Below are 24,503 nucleotides of genomic sequence, written 5' to 3' on the forward strand. Positions count from 1 at the left end.
CCGTGGGCTGATTGGCAGGCCCGGTCGTCGCTAGAACCATCTGCTCATCAAGCAATCACACCCGGCCCATGTCGTGGCTGGGGCCGGCATCGTCTGGCGCACATCCGCGCACAAAGGGAGCCCGTTTTTGCACCGGCGGGCACCGGCACCGATTACCGCTGACCACGAAGGGTCTCCCGGTGGCTCGTGCAGCCTGGCAAGCCACCGGGAGACCCTTCGCAGAGGGCGGAAGAAACGCAGATCAACAGAACGCGCGTGGTGCGGCTCGCAGAGAAGCTACCTTCAGGTCCCGCGGCCGGGGACGGCTGGGCGGGACGCGCACACGGATCAAGAAGGCGTTGCGCGCTGGGCGTCCCGCAGGGCATGCGGCGGAGTGCGGGACAGGGGCCACGCCGCCGAAGGCGGGCACGGCTCACGGGGAACGGGGGCGGTCAGGAGCCTTTGCGGCCGCTACGGCGCGGGCGCGAGGCGCCGCGCTTGGAGCTGCCGGATTCGACTGGCAGCGTGCCTTTGCAGTCCGGGTAGCGGCTGCACGACCAGAACGGGCCGCTCTTGCCGCTGCGCTGGCGCGTGGGTGCGCCGCACTGCGGGCATGCCGGCCCTTGGGGAACCTTGATGGACAGGGAGGCGCTGCCGTACTGCGCAATCAACTGCGAAATCCACGCGGCCTGCTTGCCGATGAACACGTCCAGGGTGAGCTGTCCGGCCTCGATCATGTCGAGCGCCTGTTCCCAGACGGCGGTGGTGCCAGGGTCGGCAATCGCCGCAGGCACGGCATCGATCAAAGTGAAAGCCGCATCCGAGGCGCGGATGGCGCGCCCCTTCTTCACGAGGTAGCCGCGAGCGATCAGGCCGCCGATGATGTTGGCCCGCGTCGCTTCGGTGCCGATGCCAACCGTATCCTTGAGCTTCTGCTTCAGGCGGGGATCGGACACCAGCTTGGCGACGCCTTTCATGGACTTGACCAACTCGCCTTGCGTGTACGGTTTGGGCGGCAGCGTCTTGAGTGCCTTGAGATCGACGTCGGCCACCTGGCATGCCAGGCCCTCATACAGTTTCGGCAGCGCGGGCAGCACCTGGGCGCGGACCGCAGTATCGCCCTCGCCATCACCGTCTTCGGCCTGCGGCTCGGCGAGCACCTGGCGCCAACCCGGGATGACAACCTGCTTGCCCGTGGCCGCCAGGTTCTGCCCCCCGCACGAAAACTTGGCCACAGTGCGGTCGAACTCGTGGTGAGGGAGGAACTGCGCCAGGTAATGCGACCGGATGAGCCTGTACACGGCCAGTTCCTTCTCGCTCATGGCGGAGAGCTTCGCCGGTTCGAGCGTCGGGATGATGCCGTGGTGCGCCGTGACCTTGCCATCGTTCCAGGCGCGCGAGCGCTGCGAGCGGTCGAGCTGGCCCATGATCGAGCGCAGCGAGGGATCGGTCTTGAGCAGGCTGTCGAGAACGGTGGGCACTTCGGCAAACATGCTCTCGGGCAGGTAGCCGGAGTCCGAGCGGGGGTACGTCGTGGCCTTGTGCGTCTCGTACAGGGCTTGGGCAATCTCCAAGGTTTCCTGCACGTCCAGCCCAAGCTGCTTGGAACACACTTCCTGCAAGGTGCCCAGGTCGAACGGCAGCGGCGGGCCTTCGCGGACACGCTCAGTCTCCACCGACACGACGTGGGCACTGCCCGCAGCGCGGATCTGCTGCATGGTCTGCTGTGCGACCGGCTGCCGCAGGCAGCGGCCTGCGTCGTCGGTGCACGCATCGGGTGGAACCCATTGCGCGGCGAAAGTCGAACCGCCTGCGAACAGGGACACGGCGATGGCCCAGTATGGTACGGACACGAAGCGCGCGATCTCGCGGTCGCGGTCCACAACGAGCTTGAGCGTCGGGGTCTGTACGCGGCCGACCGACAGCACGCCGTCGTAACCCGCCTGTCGCCCCAGCACCGTGAACAGCCGGCTCAGGTTCATGCCCACGAGCCAATCCGCACGGGAGCGCGCCAGCGCCGAGTGGTACATCGAAAGCGTCTCGGCCGAAGGCCGCAGCTGGCCCAGTGCCGCCCGAATGGACGCATCGTTGAGCGCCGACAGCCACAGGCGTTCGATGGGGCCGCGGTAGCCGCAAAGCTCCACGATCTCGCGGGCGATCAATTCGCCCTCGCGGTCGGCATCGGTGGCGATAACCAGGTGAGTCGCCTTCGCCAAGAGCGCCTTGACGACCTTGAATTGCGTGGCGGTCTTCGGTTTGACCTCGACCCGCCAGTGCTGGGGAATGATGGGCAACTGCTCAACGGACCATCGTTTGAGCTGCTCGTCGTAGGCCTCGGGCGGCGCCGCCTCCACGAGATGGCCGATGCACCAGGTGACCGTGACGCCGGAACCGTTGAGGCAGCCTTCACCGCGCTGCGTGGCGCCGAGAATCCGGCCAATGTCTTTGCCCTGGGAGGGTTTCTCGCACAAGAACAGCCGCATATCCGTCCATCCCGATTCCTGTTGTTCATGGAGTTGCTGGGATCGAGGATGCCGAGCGCAGCCCCTGGCAGCAGCAAACAAGCCGCATGCGGCAGCGACCGCTTTCACGCCGATGAAATGGCGAGTGCGGGGAAGGTGCGTGGCCGGAAGTGTGCGGGCCGAGAGCCGCGATTTCCGGGAGCGCGCGTGGAACTCGGTGGACGTTGGTGGAGCTATCCCCTGGGGATAATTCGCAGCGCATGGAGGGCGGCGAAGCACTGCGGCAGCCGCCCTCCATGCCCGATCACTTCCTGCGCTTGGTCTCTTTCGGCGCCGTCGATTCCTGGGTGGCCTGGGGCTTCGGCTCTGCCTCCTGTGGCTTCGGGCTGAGGGCCACAGACTCGATGCGGTACGGCAGGATGCCGACACTGCGCGCGTTGACCTGCCAAGTCTCACGCGGCTGATCTTCGTTGTCCGTCCAGGGGTCGCGCTCCATGCGGCCGACGACCAGCACCCGCATGCCCTTCTGGTAGAGCTGCTGCCAGCGGTCGGCGTCGTGGTGCCAGAGTTCCACCGGCGCCCAGAAGCCGCCGCGGTCCTCGAACTCGCCGCCCTTGGTGGGGACGGGGTTGTCGAAGTACACGTTCAGCCGGAGCAACCGGCGAGGATCGTCGTTGCCATTGGGGAATTCGCGGTACTCGGGAGGCGATCCGATGTTGCCCTCGCCGATGAATTGTGTGCTCATGTTGGAATCTCCGTGGTGGTTGAAATACCCGTGCCTCGTTGGGCTCGGGCGCGTGCTCGGATGGCAGGCGCAATCACCGATCGCGCACTGCGGCAGGAACGGACGCGAGCCGGCGCAGGTAGGTGTTGTCCGCCTGCGCGGCCTTGCTGGCGCATTCCTGTGCTTGCCTGCCCAGGGTGTGCAGCAGGCTGATCTGCATGTTCAGCATGACGCGCTGCAGTTCGATCTCGTGCAGGTCGTGCAGCAGGTTGACCGGCGTGCTGGGGCTCGCCATCAGCTCCTGCCACAACGCCACGCCCATGGCCGATCGATCGTGCTTGCGCCAGCGAAGAAAGGTCGTGCCTGCGCCAGTGGTCTGCTGGGCCAGCTCGACGGGAAGCAGGTGGAAGGGATGCCCGCACGCCTGTGGCAGCACCTGTCGCTGCGCCAGGGCAATCAACTCGTCGCGCATGGCGAAGCACTGGCTGGCCCAGGCCTCGAAGTCCCCTTTACCTTTAAAAGGCTTTAAAAGGCCTTTTAGAGAGGCCGCGTGTTCCAGCCGCATGAAGGCTGGCTGTTCCAGACGACGGAAGTAGCGCGGTTCGCGGTTCGGGTCGCTCATGCCGGTTCGTCCTCGCCGGCGGCTGTGGACTTGGCCTCGGCCGAATCGGCGGCAGCGCCTTCGTCGGTGGGAGATGCGGCTGCGGCAGCGCTATCACCACGCTGTTGCAGACCACGGCGCACGACGGGCGGCGCAAACTTCGAGCGGCGCATGCCTTCGAGCACGTCCTGCGGCAGTTCGCCGAACTTCTCCAATGCTGCCCGAGCTGCGGCGTTCTTGGCCGCGAAGTCGTCGCGGGTGCAGCCCGAGTAGCGGTATTGCTGGGCCAGGCTGAACAGGCTGCGCAGCGCGTGGGCACCTTCGTTGAGCCAGCGCTCCAACGTCGAGCGATCGATCAGCGCGGTGTGGTGGGCGAGGATCAGCTTGCGCGCGATGTCGTCGTAGTCGGCCAGGAGATAGACGGCGGCAAAGCCCAACTGCGCATTGACGAACAGCGGAAGCTTGACGGGCTGCACGTTGAGGTTCTCGCCCAGGGTCAACGCGGCGGGCACGCCGGCCAGGGCCTGGTCCACCTGGTCGCGCAGCGTCTGCAGCGTGGTCCTGGTCTGGTCGAGCTTGTCTTCGATGCGAAGCATCCACCAGTCGCTGTATGGGTCGTCCTGCTCCGAGCCGCGCTTCATCTTGTTCATGACGGCGATGTAGCCGTTCAGGCCGACGATGCCCGGTCGCCCCTCGGCGGCGGCGCGGCCATGCCAGATGCGCGAGGCGTGGTGGGTGTGCAGCGTCAGCGACATCGCGCTGCGCAGGGAGCCGAGGTTGAGTTGCAATGGTTCGTTGCTGGTTGCCATGGTGATCGCTCGCTGGTGGACAGGGAGCCGCCAGCATCCGCATGCAGCGGAAGGCAGTCAGTCAACAAACCGAAATGAGCCGACCCCCGGTTCTGTGCGCGCTGGCGGCGCAGCGCGCAACGGTCCCCTGGGGACCGCTCCGCAGATGGGCACTCACATCGGCGTTCCCGTCCTCGGTTGTTGACGGTATGCGTGCTGCACCGCACGTCGCGCTGCCGTTCGACACGATCCTTCGCCGCGCAGCCGTCCCCAGGGGACCGTTCCGTTGAGCGCCATGGAGGTCTGCTTCATGGTCTTGCATGCGCTCTACTCAGGTTTTGCGCAGCATGTCGCGCCGTCGCCCGGCGCTTCACCGCACAGCCGTCCCCAGGGGACCGTTTCTGCCGACCGCCATGGAGATCTACTTCACGGCTTTGACAAGCCCTGTGCTCAGGATTTGCGCAGCAGATCGCGCAGGCGCTCGATGTGCTGCCGGGCCACCTCGGGCGGCACGACGTTGCGCGGCGGCTCGGTTGGTGGCGCTCGCGCCGCCGATGGTGTTGGCGGTGCCGGGCCGGTCTGCTTGGCCCAGGCATTGAACTCGCCGCGCATGGCGCGCTGGATGATGCCGAACAGATAACCGGCGGGGTTGCGGATGCCATGCTTGCCGCACCGTGCGGCCCATTCGTCCAGCACGGCCTGCCGCAGGGCAGCGTCCACCTGCTGCAACGCCATCTTGGCTCCGGCCTGCTGTTCCGCCTTCAGTTCCGCGAAGCGCTTGGGCCATTGCAGGTCGCCCAGCGCACGCGCCTGCGCGGTAGTACGTACTTCATCAATATGACTACTACGTACTGTACGGTCCTGCTTCGAATTCCGAAGAGCGCCGTCTGGCGCGGGTTTCGGCCCTGCTTCGGATTCCGAAGATGGGCGATCGCTATTCCGAAGAAGGCTCGCGGGCCCTTCTTCGGAATCGTGGACCGCATCCTCCTGTGGATAACTTTCGGAGGCGGTGATGCCCTGGTCGGCCAGGCGCTCGGCGAGCACTTGCAGCCGCGACGGCAAGGTGCGTCCGGACAGCATCGGGTCGTCCGCGATCTCCTGGAGGGTGTTGAGTCCCACCACCTGGACGGCCTTGGCCGAATGCCCCAGCGACTGGCTGACCAGGGCCAGGTAGTCGGCGTCGAGTTGCATCGCCTCGAACGGCGTCAGCGGTTCGTCGTGCAGGACGTAGAGGTTGCCGAGGATGCGACCGGTCTTGGGGTCGCGCCGTCGTCGCACGAGGCTCAGCCAGCGCGTCAGGCGCAGCAGCGTCAGCGCCCGCGCCACGGTCTCATGGGAGGCCTGGCCTGCGCAGGGCATCGACGCCAGCCAGGGGCGCAACTGCTCATAGGTGGGAAATGCCGTGACGCCATCGTCGTTGAGCATCAATCGGAACACCTGCCAGGCGTTGCGCTCCAGCGGTGTCAGGCGGCGGTCGAGGAACAGCCGCCGCGGCACGCTCCCGTGCCGATTGCCACTGAACAGGAAGGCGTCGCCGGACGTAGGAGGCGTGGGCGTTGGAGCAGGCAGGGACGCGGGAGCGCCAGAGCTGGACTTGGGCGCGAGGTCCTTCAGCGCAGCGTCGAACAGGTCGGCGAGTGCGATGGGGCCAGGGCGCTGGGCTCGTGGGGCGGTGTCGTCCACGGCCATGGCCTAGCCCAATCCCTGATCGACCCAGTTCCTGATCGCGGCCCAGACCACCGAGAGCGGCAGCGACATGCCCTCGGCCAGGTCCATGGCCGCATCGAGAATCGAGGTCTCGTCCTCCAGATCGACGTTCCTGCTGCTGGTCACGGCTTTCCATTGCCGCCACAGTTCGGTGTCCTGGGTCTCGTCCAGGACGGGGTGGCGCCCCTTGCGCTTGGGCAGGCCGAGGATCTCCCGCCGCAGGGCGACTTCCTGATGGGTCAGGCCATAGAAGCGGCTGACCATCTCCGTGCTGGCCCCCAGCCGCAGCATGCGATCGACCGTGGCGATTTCCTTCTCCACGTCCTGTGCCTGGTTGAGCAGGCGCTGCAGCACTTCGCGGTTGACCGTGACCGAGCACCACGAGACGCTGGCGTTGGCCAGCACGCTGATCAGCGCGGGGTGCTTGAGCGCATCCAGCTCGGCCTCGCCGAAGCCCATGGCCTTGCAGCGGCGCAGTTGGCCGTTGCGAAGGTCATACAGCGCCTGGGCAATCACGGCCTGGTTGAGCGGATGCGATGTGGACATGCGGCCTCCCTCGCTCACGTCCCGGGCGCCGTGGTGCCGGCTTCCAGGTCCAGCAGACGCCGGGCGAGGCGCAGCAGCCGAAAGAGCTTGACCAACGCCGTGTCGCTCAAGCGCCTTGCGCCGCTGCCATGGCCTTGGCTCTGGCCGTGCAACAGGGTCGGCAGGTCGGCGGCGAGCTGCGCGCCGTCCAGGCCCGCTTCGGCGACGGGCTGACCCGTCAGGGAAGTGAGCAGCGTCAGCACCGCGCGGCCGAGCGGCGACGGGGCTTGGCCGCGGGCGCGGCACGCAAACCCGATGCCATCGGCGCGATCCTCGATGCACTCGTCCAGGCCTGCCTCCCCGGCGATCTCGCGCGCGAACTGCGCGATGTGGATGCGCAGCCGATCGGGCGTGTCCAGGCCGGCGTCGATGTACCAGACGTCGGAGATCGGATAGAGTCCGCCGAGTTGCACCGGGATGGACTGCAGCACGCTCGCCGAGAAGTCGGGCGGCAGCGCATCGCCCAACTGGTCGGCGACCATGCGCTGGATCGATTGGAGCCGTTCTGTCGTCGGTGCTGGCGAGACGATGTGCTCGCGAAGCAGATCGCCCGGTGCGGCCGGCTGGCTTCCCGTGGCCGCTTCGCCAACCGCCGTGTCGTCGTGGCGCAAGGTGGGCTCGGACGCCGGAGGGCTGGCGGGTGGAGGACCGGCCGCCGCTGCAGGCGTGGCGATGGACGATGCTGCGCCCGGCGGAGTCGGCGTGCCGGCGGTGGGCGAAGGCAACGCCGGCTGCGCCGCAGGTGGCGTCGGGTCACTGACCAGCGCCCGGTGGCGGCTTTCCGATTCGGTCAGGTCCAGCGCCAGCACGTCGTAGCCGATGCCCAGCAGCTCGGACATCTGGCCGATCAGCTCGTCTTGCACGCGCTGCGGCGCGAACTCGTCGCCCTGCGTGTCGAACTGCGCCAGCACCTCCTGAAAGAAACTGTCGAAGTCCAGCGGCAGCGAACGGTCCTTGGCGTAGTGCTCCCAGGTGCGTTTGCAGGCCGTGCGCATGACCGACAGCCGCTCGACCTGGTGGCGCCCCAGGCCGCCATAGAGCACAGTGGGAATGGCGGGCAGCAGGTAGCGCACCGCGTCGGCCATGCGGGTGATGTGCGACCGCTGGACGGGGAAGCCATCGGCCGCCAGGCGGCGGGCCAGTTCCGACTGGCTCAGGGCGGCGCCGCTCTCCTGCTCGTAGAACTCCCGTGCTTTCTCGACGCCGAGCGCGCGCTCGATGAACGTGAGGCCGCCGCGCAGTTCGTTCTCGGCAAGATGCCCGGTCAGCGCGACGATTTCACCGCGCTCCGGCCATGGTCGGAACAGGCACGATATGCGGAAGAAGCGTTCTTCCTTGGTCTCCGACCAGAGTTCGCGCAGGATCGCCAGTCGCGTGTTGCCGCCGTTGCGGATGATGTAGTGGTCCTCGCCGGGCCTGCGCGTGATGGCCGGCGCCGCGTCCAGGCCGCGCTCGCGGATGGATGCCTTGATTTCCTCGTAAGCCGGGTTGCGCTTCATGCGCGGGTCATGGTCGTAGGGCCGCAACTGGTCCAGCGTCACGACCATGGGCGTGTCCGCGATCGGGTCGCTCAAGGCCGTAGCCGCTGGGCCGCTGCGCTCGAAGCCGGCCGCGAGCAGCTTGCCTGCCATGTCCTGCGAGGTCATGTCAGCCATGGCCGCACCCCTCGCAGTCCCCACGACCGCCGGCCGGCGCCATGCGGGCCTCTCGCTCGGCGCGGCGGATCTGCGCACGGGCGTTCAATTCGGCCCGGTGGTCACTCGCTGTCGAACTCGTGTAGATCGCCGCGCAGCCGGCCTTGGTGAACTTGAGGTGCCCGCCCGGCGTGCGCTTGACGTGCCAGCCCTCACCGACCGCGAACTCGATCAGGGCGCGCAGCCGCTTGTGGCCGCGGGCCAGCTCATGTGCGTTCGCCATGGGGCCTCCCAGGATCAAGAGGTCGCTGCGGGCGGCCGGATACTTGAGCCAGTCGGTCCTGCCATTGCGGGAACAACTCGCTGGCGAGCGCGCGCATCGTGTCGAGCGCGGCAGGGGCGACTCTGCCGGGCGGCTGGCGGTGCTCGACCCGATGCACCGGCAGGCCGCGCGTTGCGGCACGTGGATACGCTTCTATGGCCGGCACGTCGGTGGCGAGCACGCGGATGCCGGCGCTGTCCTGGAACAGGTCGCGCAAGGCCTGCTGGATCAGCCGTGCGTTGGCGGACACCGGGTGGACGCGGTTGATGAGCAAGTGCAGCGGCGGCGGTTCGATGCCCAGGTGCCGGTACGGCGCAATGTCTTCGAGCAACTGCATGGTGCCGCGCCGCAGCTCGCGTGCCGCGAGGATCTCCGGCGTGACGGGCGACAGCGCGAGATCGGAGGCGAGCACCGCCATCTCCAGCAGCACGGAACGCGCGCCCTGGGTGTCGATCAGCACCAGGTCGTAGAGGGGAGCAAGTGCTGGCAGCAGATGCCGCAACCGCAGGCGGCCATCCGGCGCATGCAGCAACAACGTGTTCAGCTCGCCCCGGTGGTCGTCGGACAGCACCAGGTCCAGGCCCGCGATGATCGTGCGGGACACGAGCTGGCCAAGGTCGCGCTCGTTGAAGGCCAACAGCTCATAGATGCCGCCCGGCGCGCGCTGGGTCAGTTCGTAGTAGGAGGACAAGGTGGGCTGCACGTCGAGATCGAGCAGCAGCACGCGCAGGCCCGCGTCCGCGGCGAGCCCGCCCAGGTTGGCGGCCGTCGTGGTCTTGCCGACGCCGCCCTTCGTTGAAATGATGGACACGACCTGCATGGCGCTCTCCGGCTGGGAATGGGAAGTCCGCGGGAGAGCGGGTCAGGTCCGGTGGTTGAGGCGCTCGGCGATCCACTGGTCGATTTCGATCGAATCCCAGCCGACAGCGCGCACGCCCAGGCGCAGCGCCTGAGGGAACTGGCGCTTCTTCATCAGGTTGTAGATGTGGGCGCGTTTGAAGCCGGACTTCGCTTCGACTTCATCGAGCCGCAGGATGCGGCGCTCGTTCGGCGGGAGTACAGGGGTCTGCGACATGGCGGTCACTCCTGAACGCTCGGTGGCGTTTGTTGGCGTGACCTCTATTCAATAGACCTGGCTGCGGAAAGACATTGCAAATGCAATCTCCGCGATTGCACATACAAGCTGGATAACCTCATGCGCTTGCGCTACGAACGTACCTCTTAGCGTTGGCGAACTTTCCGTTTAAGGTGCGCTCAGTGATGCCCATGGTGCCGCCGTAGTGGGCGACCAATGCAGAGACAAGGGCCTCCTGCGTTTTGAAGCTGGAATAGGGCACGCCTGAAGGCGACTGGCTCAGCATCAGCGTCAACATCCCTCCAATGATGTTGAGATAGGTCGTTTCCGCCCGTTCGCTGATCTCGCATTGCTTGGATGCCAACAGCACCGAGGATTGCTTGAGTAGCGTGTCGTGCTGCTCCTGCAGTTCTCGCATCTCACGTCGGGCTTGTTCAAGCGCGGCCTGAAGGGCCAGCCGCTCCACGAGGATCGCCTGTCCTGTTTCCATGGTGATGAAAGGATGCGCCATGCGTTCGCCACGGCTGAACAGAAATCCTGGCCGGTGCTCGGGATAGTGGGTGCGCATCCAGCGTTTTAGATCGACATGGCGAACAGTCAGATCCAGAGAATTGAGCAGGTTCGGATCATTGAGCGTGATCCCGTTCTTGCCGTAGGGCAGCTCTCCGTTGAGGATGCCGTCATAGATACGTTCCGAGTGCAGCCGGCACTCATTCCATCGAGGGCAGTTCAGCGACCGAGGCAGGACACGCGGTGACGCGATCGTGGCCAGGATCATCGGGAGATACCGCAGCAACCCAGCCCATCGGATGGCCGCCTCGATGGGACGATAGAACACCTTTGATGTTGAAATGTCCTTGTGCATGTCTTCGTCTCCTTTCGGGTGCGCTACATCACCGGCTCCTTTCTTGCCCAAGGGCTGTTGTGTCGTTATGGCCTGCGACGGACGCTTGAGGCGATGCCCTAAGCGAAGGCGGAGGAGGCCATTGGCGTCCGCCGCAGGTGGCCTTGTCTTGCTTGATATGCAAGAATCGATCAGTTGCCGGCCCATCGAGCGATGAGGACGCAAGCTCGATATTGGCGCTCACGGTACCAGCGTCATAGGTGGCGCAAAGCCCATCAAGACCGATTTGGTATGGTCTGATATCCAGACGGTTCAAGACCAGCGAGTTGAAGCGTTCGACGCCCCTACGTCCAGTTGGGGACTGGAAATCAGCGGTTAGTGATGCATCGCTCCACATGCTGATATATCGACAAAGTATCTGCCGCAGTACCAGTGACCCTGCCAGGTTGCCCCAGCACATAGGAGACGGAGATGGCTGAACATTCCCATGAACATCAACATCACACATCCGGTCAGATGGGTAAGCACGGCCGACCATACGCCAAGTTCTGGGTGAACATGGTGTTGGGCCTCGTCGTCATGTACTTCGTAATGTTCAGCATGATCGACGGCGCCAGGGACTTCAGAAACAATCTCAACATGCTCTACATGGCGGTCACTATGTGGGCGCCAATGGGCATCTTCATGCTAGCGACAATGCCCGGCATGTTTCCAAACCGGCGGCTCAATCTCGTGCTGTACGGCTTGTTTGCCGTTCTCACACTCGGTTCTTTTGCCGCTACCCGTGCTCAAACCGGAATCGGCGATCGACAGTTCATCGCGTCTATGGTCCCGCACCATTCGGGAGCGATCCTCATGTGCCGCGAGGCGCAGCTCTCAGATCCGGAACTCGTCAACCTATGCCAAGCGATTTCCGATGGCCAGCGCGCGGAGATCGAGCAGATGAACCGGATTGCTGCACGCCTTCGTTGAGGCTGGCTGCCACTACACTGGCGCCGCGTTGCGCTCCGGCGAAGTTAGCCGCAGCGATGTAAAGATGAGTACTTGCGGTGTTCCGATGCCGGCGGTTGTGTCCTACAGCCGTCCAGGTGCCAGGTAGTCCACGCGACACCACCCCGCGCTGCCTGCGGAGCGAGCGCAAGTCATGATCGTCGCAAGTTGGAGTTCGATAGCGAACCCGCTCAGCAGCTGGACGCATCAGGCGTAACGACGGGTGGATGGATCATCCTTGGACGCTGGTGGAAGTGGTTGGATGAACTTTGTTGCCGAGGGCGAAAAACAAGGCTATAATTGAGTTCTTCGCTGATCACCACAGTGGAGAAAGTGATTGGGAAACAGAGACTTAGCGCTCTAGTGCATGACTCAGATCCGGCGCCATCCTCGTGACCCTGATGGGGGCCATCCTGATGCTGAAGGGCTATCGCGCCCCCCATCGGGACCATCGCCGCACCGAGGTGTGGCAGGCGGTGAAATCGGAGCTGAAGCTGCCGGCCGAACAGGCCCGGGCGCTGATCAACGCCACGCTCCAGGACACCTATTTCCACCACGCCACCCTGGTGGGCGTCGGCGCCCTGGCGCTGTGGACGACGATCGTGGCCCTGGGGCTGGTCATCGCCCTCAGATAAGGGCGATGACCGCCAGCCCCTCAGAAGCGCAGGCCCAGGCCCGCGGTCACGGCGGTCTGCGCGCCGTCGTCATGGCCGAAGCGGGTTTCGACCTCGGCATAGGTAGAGACCGTTTCGCCGAAGAAGATCCGCGCGCCCAGCGTCGCCCGGCCGAAATCGTCATCGGCCTCGGCCAGCGCCACCTGGCGCGACGACCCGTCCCCCGCCGTCAGACGGATGGCATCGGGCCGGCCATCGGCGAATTCATGCACCCAACCCGCGCGGGCATAGGGCGCAAGCGTCGTGGTCTCGCCTATGGCGATACTGCCGCGCACCCGCCAGCCAAGCTCACCCTCGGCAGAGTTATAGCTTTGATCGGGATAGGTGAGCGCGGTGCGTGCCGGTCCGCTCTCGGTGAAGCCGTCGAGTTCATAGCGGGTATAGTCCAGCCCGACCACCGGGCCGGTGGCGATGCCACCCAGCGCCAGATCCCAGCCGCCCTCGATCCGCGCCCCGAAGCTGCGGGCATTGGTCTGCGCATCGAAGCGCTGGTCCAGGATGGTGGCGCCCAGTCCCGAGGTCATGGTGAAGGCACGGGTGCCGTCGACCCGGGCATAGCCGGCCGACACCGAGGCCGCGAGCCAGCCGGGTGCACCGTCATTCACCAGCACGCCCAGGCCGAAAGCGACGCCGGTGCGGTCCAGATCCGACCCGCTCGACAGATCGTCACGCCCGCGCGACAGATGCAGATCGGCGCCCAGCGTCACCAGATCACTCAGCCGGTGATCGGCCCGGAAGCCGATGCGGCCGGCCGTTTCGTGATCGGCCGTGGCCGCGCCGTCGAACCCGCCCGGCCGCGCCAGACCCTCGACGAAGACATCGACGCTGGTCTCCCCCAGCCCGGGCTTGCGGGTGAACAGCGCCAGCACCGCACGGTCGACGGCCGCCTGGAAGGCCTGATGATCGCGGGCGAGCTGATCGGTCATCGCAAGGCTGAAGCCGGCGCCCGACTGCGCCGAGGCCGCAAGATCGGCGTTGGTCAGCTCCACCAGCAGCCGGGTCAGCAGCCGCGACCAGTCTTCCAGCCGGCCGGGGATGTGATCGGGGCCGAAGGCCGCCTCCAGCACGTCCCAATTGTCGATCGCCGGGTCATGCCAGCTGGCGCCACCCGGAATGCCCGGATTGGTGGTCTGGGTATAGCCGTCCAGATCGCCGATTTCCCAGTTTGTCGCCTCCAGCCACAACACCGGGATGTTCAGATCCTCGTAGTTGCCGGCGTCGCTGCAGCAGCCGGTATCGACCGGATAATGCGGGTTCAGCCCGGGATTGCTGCGCAGGTCGATGCCCAGCTCGTCGGCAATGGCGTGGATCCGCGTCCAGTAGGATTTCAGCGCCGGATCGGCCAGATAATTGGTGCCGGCATGGGCATACATGAAATCGCCGGTGATCAGGCTGTCGATATTGATCATGCCCTTCAGCCGGTCGATCTCGCCCGCCGCCTCCAGCTCCTGCCGATAGAAGGCAGAGCCTTCGAGCCCGGTCTCCTCGGCGCCGAAGGCGTTGAAGACCAGCCCGGTTTCAACCGGCAGCCCCGCCAGATGGGCGGCGATCTCGGTCAGCACGGCAGCACCGGAGCCGTTGTCGTCCACGCCCTGCAGGGCGGGGCCGGTATAGCCCGGGCGTTGCGGCGCGCTGTCGAAATGGGCGCCGACCAGGATGAAGCCCTGATCGGTATTGCCCACCGTGCCGATCACGTTCTGGGAGGCGAGGCCCCGGCGGGTGGTAAAGGGCTGGCGGGTCAGCGTGGTGCCGCCAAGGGTGAAGCGCGACGACATCCAGTCGGCCGCGTCCTCGAATGCCTCCGTGCCGCTGTGGCGGCCGGCATGATCAATGGTCAAGGTTCTGAGCGTGTCATAGGCGAAGTCGCCATACTCCGCCGCCTGTGCCGGCAGGGCCTGGATGGCGACGGATGCGAACAGCGCAAGACAAAGCGGACGCAGGGCGCGTGAATGCAGGGCAAGCGGATGCAGGGTGAGGCGGCCGGGCATCTGACCTCCTGAAGGGGGAGCATCGCCCCGGATATCCCAGGGGGCGACGGTGGTGCGGGGATGAGGGTGCCGCAAGGATGACAGGCCGGTATCGGCGCAAGCTTCACACAGCCTTAACTGAACCATACCCTTTCATCATCCACCCGGTCACTTCCGGATCTGTCCGGATCAACCACTGTCATCTGCCCCTCAACCGGGCCGCCCGTCCGGTCCCAGCCCCACAACCCGGCCACCGGTCTCCCGAAGCCGGGCCCGCCACGCGCCCGCCAGATGGACCACCCGGCGCGGCCTCAGCCGCCAGAGCCGCTCGGCCCCCGGATGGCGGGCGATCTCGGGCCCCTGCCAGACGATCTCGACATCGCCGGTGATGGTCAGCAGGTCGCCGGTTGCGAAATCCGGCACCAGCAGCCCGGCGGCCGGGCGCAGCACCATGTTGCCCAGCGTGTTGAAATAGCGGTTGCCGGCGTAGTCCGGCACCGTGATCACCCCCGCCTCGTCGACCGCCACGAAGCCGGCCGGCCCGCCGCGATGCGAGGCATCGGCCCCGGCGGCCCGGCCTTCCACGCGGGTATCGGCGGCGCTGGCGACGAAGATCGTATCGGCCTGGGCGATCATCTCCCGCGCCCGCGGATCCGGCGCCGCCTGAGACACCACCGCCGGTGCCGGATCCATCCCGCCGCGGCCGGGCACCGCCTGGCGGGGCCGGATGTAACGCGGGCAGTTGCCGAAGCACTGGTCCACCAGCAGGTCGATGCGCGGCGCGCCGTCACGATCCAGCGCCAGCACCCGACCATTGACCCGGATCCGCCGCCGGGTGGCGAGATCGATGCCGAGCAGGCCCAGCGCCGCCCCGGGCTGAAGACTGGCCGCCAGCGGGTCGCCGGCCGGCACGGCGCCCAGGATGCTGAGCACCCTGGGATCGGGCGAGGCGATGAAGCCCGGCGGCCCGGCCAGCAACGAGGCCCAGGGCAGCCCCTGCCCATCGACCGAGGCGACCACCAGGAATTCCAGATCCATGAAAAACAGCCGGAACGGGTCGGGCAGCGCGGTCATGAACACCTGGGCGCCGATCGACGCCATGCGCTCCCCCAGGCCATACAGATCCTGCACCGCCCGCTCGCCCAGGTGAAAGCCGATCCCCTCGGCCTCTGGCCCCGAAGCCCGTCTGTCCTCGGTCATGACCGCGTCTCCCGTCAGAGGAACGTCGGGCGATCATACACCGGAACCGGCGCTACCGTGACCACAGGAAGGCGCCGGCCGGCCGATCGGCCGGCTTTGGCCCAAAACCGGCCGGGGTCTGACCAAATCCGGTCACGTCTTTGTCCGCGGCGGAGCCCTGCGCCGGGTGCTACATTTCAATCAACACGAAGCAAGTCGAAAGCGGCCGACAGAAAAAACCTGACCGCCTTCCCGCACCGGCTTTCGTATCCCGCCTCGCCCGGACATTTCGGGCTGGAGATTATTCGGAACAAGATGACTGCGAAACGACTTTACACGGGTGGCGTATCCCATCCGGATGTCGCAGGCACCATCCGAAAAGACAAGGAGATCTGAACCATGGGCAGCCTTCTTCATTGGGCCATCGTTTTCCTGATCGTGGCGCTGGTCGCGGCCCTTCTGGGCTTTGGTGGTGTTGCAGGCACGGCAATGGCGGGCGCCAAGATCCTGTTCTGGGTCGCGATCATCATCTTCGTCATCACGCTGGTCGCGGGGCTGATGCGCAGGGGCCGCTGACCGCCGCTCTTCCTTCCGTCTCCCTCCCCCGCAGCACGACGGGCGGCCGGTTTCCGGTCGCCCGTCGTGCTTTTCAGGCAGGGCTCAGGCAGGGTTCCGTGACATCATTCGTGGTCACGACGAAGACATGTCAGCCGCCGGTCATCTCCGCCACCTGCGGCACATCCTTGTCGCCGCGCCCCGACAGCGAGACCACCATCACCGCATCGGGCGTAAGATCGGGCGCCATGCGGATGGCGCGCGCCAGCGCATGGGCCGATTCCAGCGCCGGGATGATGCCTTCCAGACGGGTGAGCAGGTGGAACGCCTCCAGCGCCTCGGCATCGGTCGCGGGCAGATAGGTCACCCGGCCGATCTGGTGCAGCCACGCATGTTCCGGCCCGATGCCCGGATAGTCCAGTCCGGCCGAGATCGAATGGGCCTCGGTGATCTGGCCGTCATCGTCCATCAGCAGGAAGGTCCGGTTGCCGTGCAGCACGCCCGGCGGCCCCCGGTCAGCGAGGCCGCATGTTTACCACTCTCGATCCCGTGCCCCGCCGCCTCAATGCCATAGATCGCGACCTCTGCGTCGTCGAGGAAGGGATGGAACAGGCCCATGGCGTTGGACCCGCCGCCGACACAGGCCATCACCACATCCGGCAGCCGCCCCTCTGCCTCCAGGATCTGGGCCCGTGCCTCGTCGCCGATGACCGTCTGGAAATCGCGGACGATCATGGGATAGGGATGCGGTCCCGCCACGGTGCCGATGCAGTAGAAGCTGTCTTCGACATTGGTCACCCAGTCGCGCAGGGCCTCGTTCATCGCATCCTTGAGCGTGCGGGAGCCCGAGAGCGCCGGGATGACCTCGGCGCCCAGCATGCGCATGCGGATGACATTGGGCATCTGCCGGGCAATGTCGACCTCGCCCATATAGACCACGCAATCCAGCCCATAGCGGGCGCAGAGTGTCGCGGTGGCGACACCGTGCTGGCCGGCGCCGGTCTCGGCGATGATCCGCTTCTTGCCCATGCGCCGGGCGAGCAGGATCTGGCCCAGCACGTTGTTCACCTTGTGCGAGCCGGTGTGGTTCAGATCTTCGCGCTTCAGATAGATCTTCGCCCCGCCCAGATGCGCCGTCAGCCGGTCGGCGAAATAAAGCGGGCTGGGCCGGCCGATATAGTGCCGGCGCATGTCGTCCATCTCGGCCGCGAAGGCGGGATCGGCCCTGGCCTCTGCATAGGCCCGCTCCAGCGCCAGCAGGTTGGGCATCAGGGTCTCGGCCACGAAGCGGCCACCGAACATGCCGAAACGGCCGTTCTCGTCGGGGCCGTTGCGCAGGCTGTTGGGCAGATGAGAGGCGGGCTGGGGGGACGTCATCGGTCGAAAACCTCCGGATCGGGATCGCTGGAGGGTCGCCGCCCCGGATCCCCGCCCCTGTCGTGCGCATAAACGACAAAGGCCGCTCTCCGGAGTGAGCGGCCTTCCACAGGGCATGACGACTGCCGGTGAAACCGCCCGCTTACGCGGGCCACCAGCGGCGGGTCTGCATCGGGCAGAAGATGGGGTGCAGCATCGTCATGGGCTGACGGTAACAGAGCGGACGGCGGGGGACAATGGGGGTCATGCGCCGTCTTTCCGCGGACCGTCACCGCGTCCGGCCGGCGCGGGCATGTCTCCGATCAGATCAAGGCTGGTGACACTGAGATCGCTCTGGGCGGCCGCCGCAAGCGGGGCCGCCTCGGCATAAAGCCGGTCTTCATGGGCCTGCAATGCCCGACCCCGGCGGGCATGGTCGATGTGAGATGCTGGCACCATGTCGAATGCTCCGATGCGCTCACGCAGGAAGGGTCGCTCCATCCAGTCGGATGCATCGATATAGCCCAGGCAGAATTCGGCCACGGCTGCCGCCTGCACCTCGGAGCGCATGTGAAGCATGGCGGCCTCGCGGCGATCGGCGGTCTTGCGCCGCGGATCATCTTCCGTATCGATCCAGATCAGAGGATAAGCTTCTCCGCCCAGAATGCCCTTCAGGGCCTCGCGGCCGTCATATCCGAAACAGAAGGGAAGACGCTGCTGTGCATCGCTCTCGGCCAGCAGGGCGGCCAGTTCCACCGACAGCACCATCTTGCGCCGGGTCGCGAACCGGCCAAGGCGAAAGCCGGTGTCCATCGACGGACCGATGAAATCCTGAATGCCGCCTACGCCTTCAGCCATCTCGTCAAGGAACTGGTCGGCCTCCCTCAGTCCGCCGAGGTCGATCATCATATTGCGCGCCGGAAAATCCGCCACCCAGCCACAGGCTTTCAGGTCGAGACTGCGCGAGATCTCACGGACCACCTGCCGCGTCTGGTGAAGTGCCAGAATAAAATCGTTGACGATGCCCGCGGTATCGTCCAGGTCTGTAACGGTAAAGCGATAGACGAGTTCGTCCCCCAAGGCTTTCCACAACCGCACCCGATCCTCGGTTCCAAATCGGATACGGGTCTTCTTCAGAAAGGTCTGATGGAAAGTAACATAGAATTTGCGGATGGCCTGGGACCATCCTTCCGACCCCGTCTCGTCACGCTCTTCAGTCCCGCCCGCGATGGCGGTCGAAAACTTGAACGCGCTGGACCCCACCATGTCGACGCTGAGAAAGGCTTCCAGGCGATAGCGCGCCGCCGCTGCGGCAAGGATCTGGTCGTCGCCCTGATCGGCGCTCACGGGTTGCCGGGCCGCTGCTTACGCCAGACCCAGGCTGCGTGCCCGGTTCTCGGCAGCCTGACGGGATACGAAGAAGCGTTGTGCAACGGCACCGCGATCGCCATGCGTCTCCCGCCAAAGGTCCGCAAAGGGGCCCGAGGGCATCAGGAAGGCCGCCGCGAACCAGTTGGCTTCCCATTCGCAGCGTTCGACATCCGGCGGCGGATTGTCAGGCAGATAGCGGGTGGCAGCCATCTCGACGCTGGCACCCTGATGCGCCTTCTTCACGACCGGATAATGCAGCAGCAGATGCCCCAGCTCGTGCCCGATGGTGAAACGGTCGCGGGCCGGCGTGGTCTCGAAAGGCAGGTAAAGGTCGAAATCGTCTGGCGCCCGCACATGAATGCTCTCACGCGGCTGCGGCGTCGCAAACTCCCTGAACCGGATCCGGCCGCCCATCCGGTGGACCAGATCGAACAGATCATCCCCGGGCAGAAAATTGATCTTGCCCGCGTATTTCTCCGCCGCCTCCTGGATGACGGCCTTGCTCGCCCGACATGGCATCGGCGGAACGACGGTCATCTGCGCCTCGCGATCGCTGCCTCTCGTTACAAGATAGCGACCGGGCCGGGCGGCGACAATGGCGGGCGATGGTGCGGCAACCGTTTGCATCGCCTGCGGGAAAGCGCGCCGGGCATATGCATGTCGGGCTGCAGGAAGGTGGTGGGCCCGGCAGGATTCGAACCTGCGACAACACCGTTATGAGCGGCGGGTTCTAACCGCTGAACTACAGGCCCCCACATCTTCCATGGTGCCGGAACGGGGCGGAATGCCACCGCCGGTTACCGGCGGCACACCTTGTCGAGTTCCGCCGTTTTCGTCAAGAGGAAGCCGGTTCGTCACGAGGGGGCCGTTCGTCGGGAGAAGGCTGGCGGAAATGACACGACCGCCGCCGGAAGGCCCGGCGGCGGTCGTGTCGTGTCGTCGATGCCGGCGTTCGATCCTAGTGATCGAGGAAGCTGCGCAGCTTGCGCGACCGGCTCGGATGCTTGAGCTTGCGCAGCGCCTTCGCCTCGATCTGGCGGATGCGTTCGCGGGTCACCGAGAACTGCTGGCCGACCTCTTCCAGGGTGTGGTCGGTGTTCATGCCGATGCCGAAGCGCATGCGCAGCACCCGCTCCTCGCGCGCCGTCAGGCTGGCGAGCACCCGGGTGGTGGTCTCCTTGAGGTTCGAATGGATCGCCGCATCGACCGGCAGGATCGCATTCTTGTCCTCGATGAAGTCGCCCAGATGGCTGTCTTCCTCGTCGCCGATCGGGGTTTCGAGGCTGATCGGCTCCTTGGCGATCTTCAGGACCTTGCGGACCTTCTCCAGCGGCATCTGCAGCTTCTCGGCCAGCTCTTCCGGCGTCGGCTCGCGGCCGATTTCGTGGAGCATCTGGCGCGAGGTGCGGACCAGCTTGTTGATCGTCTCGATCATGTGCACCGGGATGCGAATGGTCCGGGCCTGGTCGGCGATCGAGCGCGTGATCGCCTGCCGGATCCACCAGGTGGCATAGGTTGAGAACTTGTAGCCGCGGCGGTATTCGAATTTATCGACCGCCTTCATCAAGCCGATATTGCCTTCCTGGATCAGGTCCAGGAACTGCAGGCCGCGGTTGGTGTACTTCTTCGCGATCGAGATCACCAGACGGAGGTTGGCCTCGACCATCTCCTTCTTGGCCTGGCTGGCCTCGCGCTCGCCGCGCTGGACGTTGCTGACGATGCGCTTGAACTCGTTGATCGGCAGGCCGACTTCGCGGGCCAGCCGCGAGATGCCCTCGCGGATATCGGCCGCTTCCTCGCCATGGCGTTCCAGGAAGGTCTTCCAGGCCTTGCCGTTCTGCGCGCCCACCACCTGGAACCAGTTCGGCGCCAGTTCCTGGCCGCTGTAGAGCCGCAGGAAGTCTTCGCGCTTCACCCGGCAGCCGACCGCCAGACGCATCAGCTGGCCTTCCAGCGACATCAGGCTGCGGTTGAGGAGGTAGAGTTCCTCGACCAGCAGGTCGATGCGCGCCTGGGCGAAGTTCAGGCCGCGGACCATCTCGATCACGTCGGACTTCGCCGCCTCGAACCGGCTGCGGGCCTGAGTGGTCTGCTCCTCGCCCTTCAGGGCCGCCTCGAGCCGCTTGGCCTGAAGCTTTTCAAGCTTCGCCCAGGCCTCGACGATCTTGTCGAAGGATTCCAGGATCACCGGCGTCAGCTCGGCTTCCATCACCGAGATCGACACGCTGGCGCCGTCACCCTCCTCGTCCTCCTCCTCTTCGGAGTCGGCCGCGCGGACGGTTTCGTCTTCCTCGTCTTCCTCGTTGTCGGACGCCTTGCGGACCTCGCCCTCGGGGCGCGCCGCGGCTGCCGCCGCCGGGGCGGCCGCTGCACCATTGCCGTTGACCACGGGCTTGGCCGGCTCGACTGCCGGACGGTCACCCGCCAGCATCGCGGCTTCAGCCTCGGCGTCCTCGTCGGTCATCGGCGGCTGGTCGCCGCCATAGCTGGCCTCGAGGTCGATGATGTCGCGCAGCATCGCCTCGCCGGCCGCCAGGGCATCACGCCAGCGCACGATCGCCCGGAAGGTCAGCGGGCTTTCGCAGATGGCACCGATCATGGTGTTGCGACCGGCCTCGATCCGCTTCGCCAGCAGGATCTCGCCCTCGCGGGACAAAAGCTCGATCGACCCCATCTCGCGCAGATACATCCGCACGGGGTCGTCGGTCCGGCCCAGTTCCTCTTCTTCGACCGAGGTCGCGTGCGACCCGCCGAATTCTTCTTCTTCGTCGTCGCCGCTCTGGTTCTCGCCCAGTTCCTCGCCTTCCTCGTCGTTCTCGACGACGTTGATGCCCATCTCGGAGAGCATGGCCATCACGTCTTCGATCTGCTCCGACGAGAGCTGATCCTGGGGCAACGCCTTGTTCAGTTCGTCATAGGAGATGTAGCCGCGCTCCTTGGCGCGGGCCACCATCTTCTTGACGGTGATCTCGAGCGAATCGACCAGCGGTCCATCCGGCGTGTCTTCACGCCCTTCGCCGGCTTCGACAGCCGTGGTCGCTTTTTTCGCCATTATTCGTCGTTCCCCCGCTCAGAAACGCACGCTGCGCCTTGATTCCGATGCTTGCCCATGAGGTCGATGCCCCGTCCTTCAACGGCCGTGAGGCGCCGCTCCCGCGATGATGACAGCATCACCGCGGCAACGACGCCCCGCGTCATCGCCGAACCCGCCCCGACCCTCAAAGGTCGAAACCGTCGCTCTGATCGAAGGCCGCCAGTCCGCGCTCGTTGTCGTCAACGAGCTTCTTGAGCGCGACGAACCGCTGCAAAGCTTCTTCCGTCATGCTCTCGACAAGCTCCTGCTCTGCGGCCTTCAATTCGTCGACCAGCTGCGCATGCCGGTGTACAGCCAGCACATTGCGCCATCCGGCCAGAACCCTGTCGAATGCAGCTCCCGGCCCCGCGAACGGTACACGGCCGGCATTCTCCGCCGCCGTCAACCGGTCCACCAGGTCCGAAAACCCTCGCAGTCTCAAATGGTCCTGCAGCGTTTCACTGTCAAGACCGGACTCCGATGCGTGCGTATCTACGATCGCAGCCCGCAAGATGTCAAGCTCAGGGGTGGCGACGGGCAAGGCGGCCACCTCGTCCTCCGCCACCTCAAGCAGTTGAGGATGCAGAAGAACCGCCGCCAGAAGCGCCGCTTCGCGCCGTGCCGACTGGCCCTCGTTTCCCTGGCCGAGCGCCGGGGCGGCGATGGGCGTCGGGTCGTCGTTCAGCTGTCCGGGCCTGGGTTTGCCGCCGCGCCGCTCTCCCTGCGGCCGCTGGAAACCCGGCCGGCCGGGCGCCGCCGGCCCGCCGCCGCCGCGTCTTGCCCGGCGCAGCTGCCAGACCCGGTCGCGGAAGTCGCGACGATAGAGGTCGCGGATCAGCGGGTCGCGGATCGTGTCGGCCTGGGCCATCAGATCGGCTTCCAGCGCGGCCAGCCGCTCGGGCGTGTCGGTGGCATGGCCTTCCAGCGCCGCCTGCCAGAGCAAGTCGATCATCGGCTGCGGGCTGGCCACGGCCCGATCGAACGCCCCCACCCCTTCGGCCCGGATCAGGCTGTCGGGATCATGGCCGCCGGGCAGGCGCACGAAGCGCAGGCTGTGGCCGGGCTTCAGCAGCGGCAGGGCACGCTCGGCCGCACGGCGCGCGGCACGGATACCGGCGGCGTCGCCGTCCAGGCACAGCACCGGCTCGGGCGCCATGCGCCACAGTTCTTCGATCTGATGTTCGGTCAGCGCGGTGCCGAGCGGCGCCACCGCATGGGGCCGGCCGGCCTGAACCAGGGCGGCCACGTCCAGATAGCCTTCGACCACCAGCACGGTACCGGCCTTGCGCGCAGCCTCTCGGGCAACCGGCCAGCCATAGAGCACACGGCCCTTCTCGAACAGCGGCGTGTCCGGGCTGTTCAGGTATTTGGGCTCGCCATCGCCCAGAACCCGGCCGCCGAAGGCGATGATCCGGCCGCGCCGGTCGGCGATGGGGATGATCAGCCGGCCGCGGAAATAGTCGAAGGCGGAACGGTCCTCGCGCCGCCGTGCAAGGCCCGACTCGACCAGCCGGTCCAGTGCGATGCCGCGCTGCTCGAAAGTGCGGATCAGCACGTCGCGCCGGTCGGGCGCATAGCCGAAGCGGAACCGGCCCCAGCTCTCGGGCCCGAAGCCGCGGCGGACCAGATAGTCGCGGGCCGGCGCCGCCTCGTCGGTGCCGAGCCGGCTTTCGAACCAGCGGCAGGCCTCTTCGACGACGTCGACCAGCCCCTCGCGGCGCTCGGCCTTGCGCTTCGCATCCGGATCTTCGGCGGGAACGGTCAGCCCCACCTCCCCCGCCAGCCGCTCCACGGTCTCGCGGAAGTCGAACCCGCCGAGCTTCATCTCGAAATCGATGGCGTCGCCCTTGGCGCCGCAGCCGAAGCAGTAATAGAAGCCCTTGTCGTCGCTGACCGTGAAACTCGGCGTCTTCTCGTTGTGGAACGGGCAAAGGCCGGTGTGCTCGCGGCCGCGGCGGATCAGCTTGACCCGGCGGCCGACCACATCCGACAGGCGGATGCGGGCACGCAGTTCCTCAATGAAGCCGGGGGGCAGCGCCATGGGGTGCGGGTCAGCCGGGCTGGCAGTTGCGCAGCAGGCGCTTGGCCGCAGAGCTGGCGCAGCCCAGGTCCATTTCGGGCCCATAGGCGGATTTCAGGGCGTCGACCGTGCGCCCCAGATCCTTCAGCCCCTTGGCGCAGCAGGCCGCGATCGTGGCACGCACCGCGGCCTCGATCTCGTCCTCCGACATCTGCGGCGGCAGGAAGCGGCGGATCACCCGCTGCTCCAGCTGTTCCTGTTCCACCAGTTCGATGCGGCCGGACTGCTCATAGGCACCGATGCTCTCGTCGCGCTGACGCAGCATGGTACGGAGCATGTCGTGGATCTCGGTGTCGTCGATCGCGTCCCGCCCCCTCACATGGGCAGCGGCATCGCGGTCCTTGATCGCCGTCCGGATCAGCCGGAGCACAGCCAGCTCTTCGCTGTTGCCCTGCTGCTCGGCCTGGGCAAGCGCGTCCTTGAGGCGCTCACGAAGCATGGAAGTCGATCCCTCGATAAGACGGAAACCGGCGACCCCGTCATGTCGCGGCCACCGAAAGCCCGGCTCCGGATGCCGCAGATCATGCAGAAGACGGC

At 66.2% G+C, this 24,503-nt stretch carries 21 protein-coding genes, 1 tRNA gene and 1 pseudogene; 3 read left to right on the forward strand and 20 right to left on the reverse strand.

Annotated features, from left to right (window positions below; all coding sequences use genetic code 11):
* Positions 1–431: 431 nt before the first annotated feature.
* The 11 genes from TMO_RS24230 to TMO_RS24280 all read right to left on the reverse strand — a co-directional run bounded on the left by TMO_RS24230 (position 432) and on the right by TMO_RS24280 (position 10,742).
* Complete coding sequence (locus tag TMO_RS24230) at positions 432–2,462, reverse strand: DNA topoisomerase III (RefSeq protein ID WP_003098974.1); 2,031 nt, start codon at positions 2,460–2,462, stop codon at positions 432–434.
* A gap of 283 nt (positions 2,463–2,745) precedes the next feature.
* Positions 2,746–3,186, reverse strand: a complete 441-nt coding sequence (locus TMO_RS24235) for a single-stranded DNA-binding protein (RefSeq protein WP_003098976.1) — start codon at positions 3,184–3,186, stop codon at positions 2,746–2,748.
* 73 nt (positions 3,187–3,259) lie between these two features.
* The gene (locus tag TMO_RS24240) at positions 3,260–3,787 is read right to left on the reverse strand and encodes a DUF3158 family protein (protein ID WP_003098978.1); all 528 of its coding nucleotides are present in this window, start codon (positions 3,785–3,787) and stop codon (positions 3,260–3,262) included.
* Positions 3,784–4,575 (reverse strand): PFL_4669 family integrating conjugative element protein, encoded by a 792-nt coding sequence (locus TMO_RS24245; protein WP_003098981.1) that lies wholly within the window; start codon positions 4,573–4,575, stop codon positions 3,784–3,786. The genes TMO_RS24240 and TMO_RS24245 overlap by 4 nt, the downstream gene beginning before the upstream one ends.
* A 429-nt stretch (positions 4,576–5,004) precedes the next feature.
* On the reverse strand, positions 5,005–6,243 hold the full coding sequence (locus tag TMO_RS24250; RefSeq protein ID WP_034066692.1) for an STY4528 family pathogenicity island replication protein: 1,239 nt from the start codon (positions 6,241–6,243) through the stop codon (positions 5,005–5,007).
* 3 nt (positions 6,244–6,246) lie between these two features.
* Positions 6,247–6,807, reverse strand: coding sequence for a DUF2857 domain-containing protein (locus TMO_RS24255; protein WP_003090097.1), 561 nt, complete (start codon positions 6,805–6,807; stop codon positions 6,247–6,249).
* Positions 6,808–6,821: 14 nt separating this feature from the next.
* Positions 6,822–8,501, reverse strand: a complete 1,680-nt coding sequence (locus TMO_RS24260) for a ParB family protein (protein WP_003098985.1) — start codon at positions 8,499–8,501, stop codon at positions 6,822–6,824.
* Entirely contained in the window at positions 8,494–8,763 is a 270-nt protein-coding gene (locus TMO_RS24265; RefSeq protein WP_003050422.1) for a hypothetical protein, read from the reverse strand. The genes TMO_RS24260 and TMO_RS24265 overlap by 8 nt, the downstream gene beginning before the upstream one ends.
* The gene (locus TMO_RS24270) at positions 8,747–9,622 is read right to left on the reverse strand and encodes a ParA family protein (protein WP_003098988.1); all 876 of its coding nucleotides are present in this window, start codon (positions 9,620–9,622) and stop codon (positions 8,747–8,749) included. The genes TMO_RS24265 and TMO_RS24270 overlap by 17 nt, the downstream gene beginning before the upstream one ends.
* 42 nt (positions 9,623–9,664) lie before the next feature.
* Complete coding sequence (locus TMO_RS24275; protein WP_003090093.1) at positions 9,665–9,877, reverse strand: AlpA family transcriptional regulator; 213 nt, start codon at positions 9,875–9,877, stop codon at positions 9,665–9,667.
* Between the two features lie 118 nt (positions 9,878–9,995).
* A complete protein-coding gene (locus TMO_RS24280; RefSeq protein WP_003098991.1) occupies positions 9,996–10,742 on the reverse strand; it encodes a hypothetical protein in 747 nt (248 codons plus the stop codon).
* Positions 10,743–11,192: 450 nt separating this feature from the next.
* Between TMO_RS24280 and TMO_RS24285 the strand changes: the two genes are divergently transcribed.
* Together TMO_RS24285 and TMO_RS24290 are read left to right on the forward strand one after the other, a co-directional pair.
* Complete coding sequence (locus TMO_RS24285; protein WP_003098996.1) at positions 11,193–11,693, forward strand: DUF305 domain-containing protein; 501 nt, start codon at positions 11,193–11,195, stop codon at positions 11,691–11,693.
* Positions 11,694–12,112: 419 nt separating this feature from the next.
* Complete coding sequence (locus TMO_RS24290) at positions 12,113–12,346, forward strand: hypothetical protein (RefSeq protein WP_416069016.1); 234 nt, start codon at positions 12,113–12,115, stop codon at positions 12,344–12,346.
* A gap of 20 nt (positions 12,347–12,366) precedes the next feature.
* Here TMO_RS24290 and TMO_RS24295 read toward each other — a convergent pair whose 3' ends face one another.
* Both TMO_RS24295 and TMO_RS24300 read right to left on the reverse strand, forming a co-directional pair.
* A complete protein-coding gene (locus TMO_RS24295) occupies positions 12,367–14,373 on the reverse strand; it encodes an autotransporter outer membrane beta-barrel domain-containing protein (RefSeq protein WP_014747699.1) in 2,007 nt (668 codons plus the stop codon).
* 189 nt (positions 14,374–14,562) lie between these two features.
* Complete coding sequence (locus tag TMO_RS24300) at positions 14,563–15,552, reverse strand: pyridoxamine 5'-phosphate oxidase family protein (protein WP_014747700.1); 990 nt, start codon at positions 15,550–15,552, stop codon at positions 14,563–14,565.
* Between the two features lie 378 nt (positions 15,553–15,930).
* Between TMO_RS24300 and TMO_RS30895 the strand changes: the two genes are divergently transcribed.
* On the forward strand, positions 15,931–16,107 hold the full coding sequence (locus tag TMO_RS30895; protein WP_041607573.1) for a DUF1328 domain-containing protein: 177 nt from the start codon (positions 15,931–15,933) through the stop codon (positions 16,105–16,107).
* Between the two features lie 130 nt (positions 16,108–16,237).
* On the opposite strand, the pseudogene trpB reads toward TMO_RS30895, so the two are convergent.
* The 7 genes and pseudogenes from trpB to TMO_RS24340 form a co-directional block, all read right to left on the reverse strand.
* Positions 16,238–17,463: pseudogene (gene trpB / locus TMO_RS24310) on the reverse strand (tryptophan synthase subunit beta).
* 243 nt (positions 17,464–17,706) lie between these two features.
* Positions 17,707–18,789, reverse strand: a complete 1,083-nt coding sequence (locus TMO_RS24315) for a hypothetical protein (RefSeq protein ID WP_014747703.1) — start codon at positions 18,787–18,789, stop codon at positions 17,707–17,709.
* Positions 18,790–18,807: 18 nt separating this feature from the next.
* Positions 18,808–19,350 (reverse strand): ImmA/IrrE family metallo-endopeptidase, encoded by a 543-nt coding sequence (locus tag TMO_RS24320; RefSeq protein ID WP_014747704.1) that lies wholly within the window; start codon positions 19,348–19,350, stop codon positions 18,808–18,810.
* Positions 19,351–19,489: 139 nt separating this feature from the next.
* Positions 19,490–19,565, reverse strand: a tRNA-Ile gene (locus TMO_RS24325).
* A gap of 206 nt (positions 19,566–19,771) precedes the next feature.
* Positions 19,772–21,865, reverse strand: coding sequence for an RNA polymerase sigma factor RpoD (gene rpoD, locus TMO_RS24330; protein ID WP_014747705.1), 2,094 nt, complete (start codon positions 21,863–21,865; stop codon positions 19,772–19,774).
* A gap of 166 nt (positions 21,866–22,031) precedes the next feature.
* On the reverse strand, positions 22,032–23,927 hold the full coding sequence (gene dnaG / locus TMO_RS24335; protein WP_014747706.1) for a DNA primase: 1,896 nt from the start codon (positions 23,925–23,927) through the stop codon (positions 22,032–22,034).
* A 10-nt stretch (positions 23,928–23,937) separates the two neighbouring features.
* The gene (locus TMO_RS24340; protein WP_014747707.1) at positions 23,938–24,405 is read right to left on the reverse strand and encodes a GatB/YqeY domain-containing protein; all 468 of its coding nucleotides are present in this window, start codon (positions 24,403–24,405) and stop codon (positions 23,938–23,940) included.
* Positions 24,406–24,503: the final 98 nt, after the last annotated feature.

The organism is Tistrella mobilis KA081020-065 (assembly GCF_000264455.2).
Lineage (GTDB): Bacteria > Pseudomonadota > Alphaproteobacteria > Tistrellales > Tistrellaceae > Tistrella > Tistrella mobilis.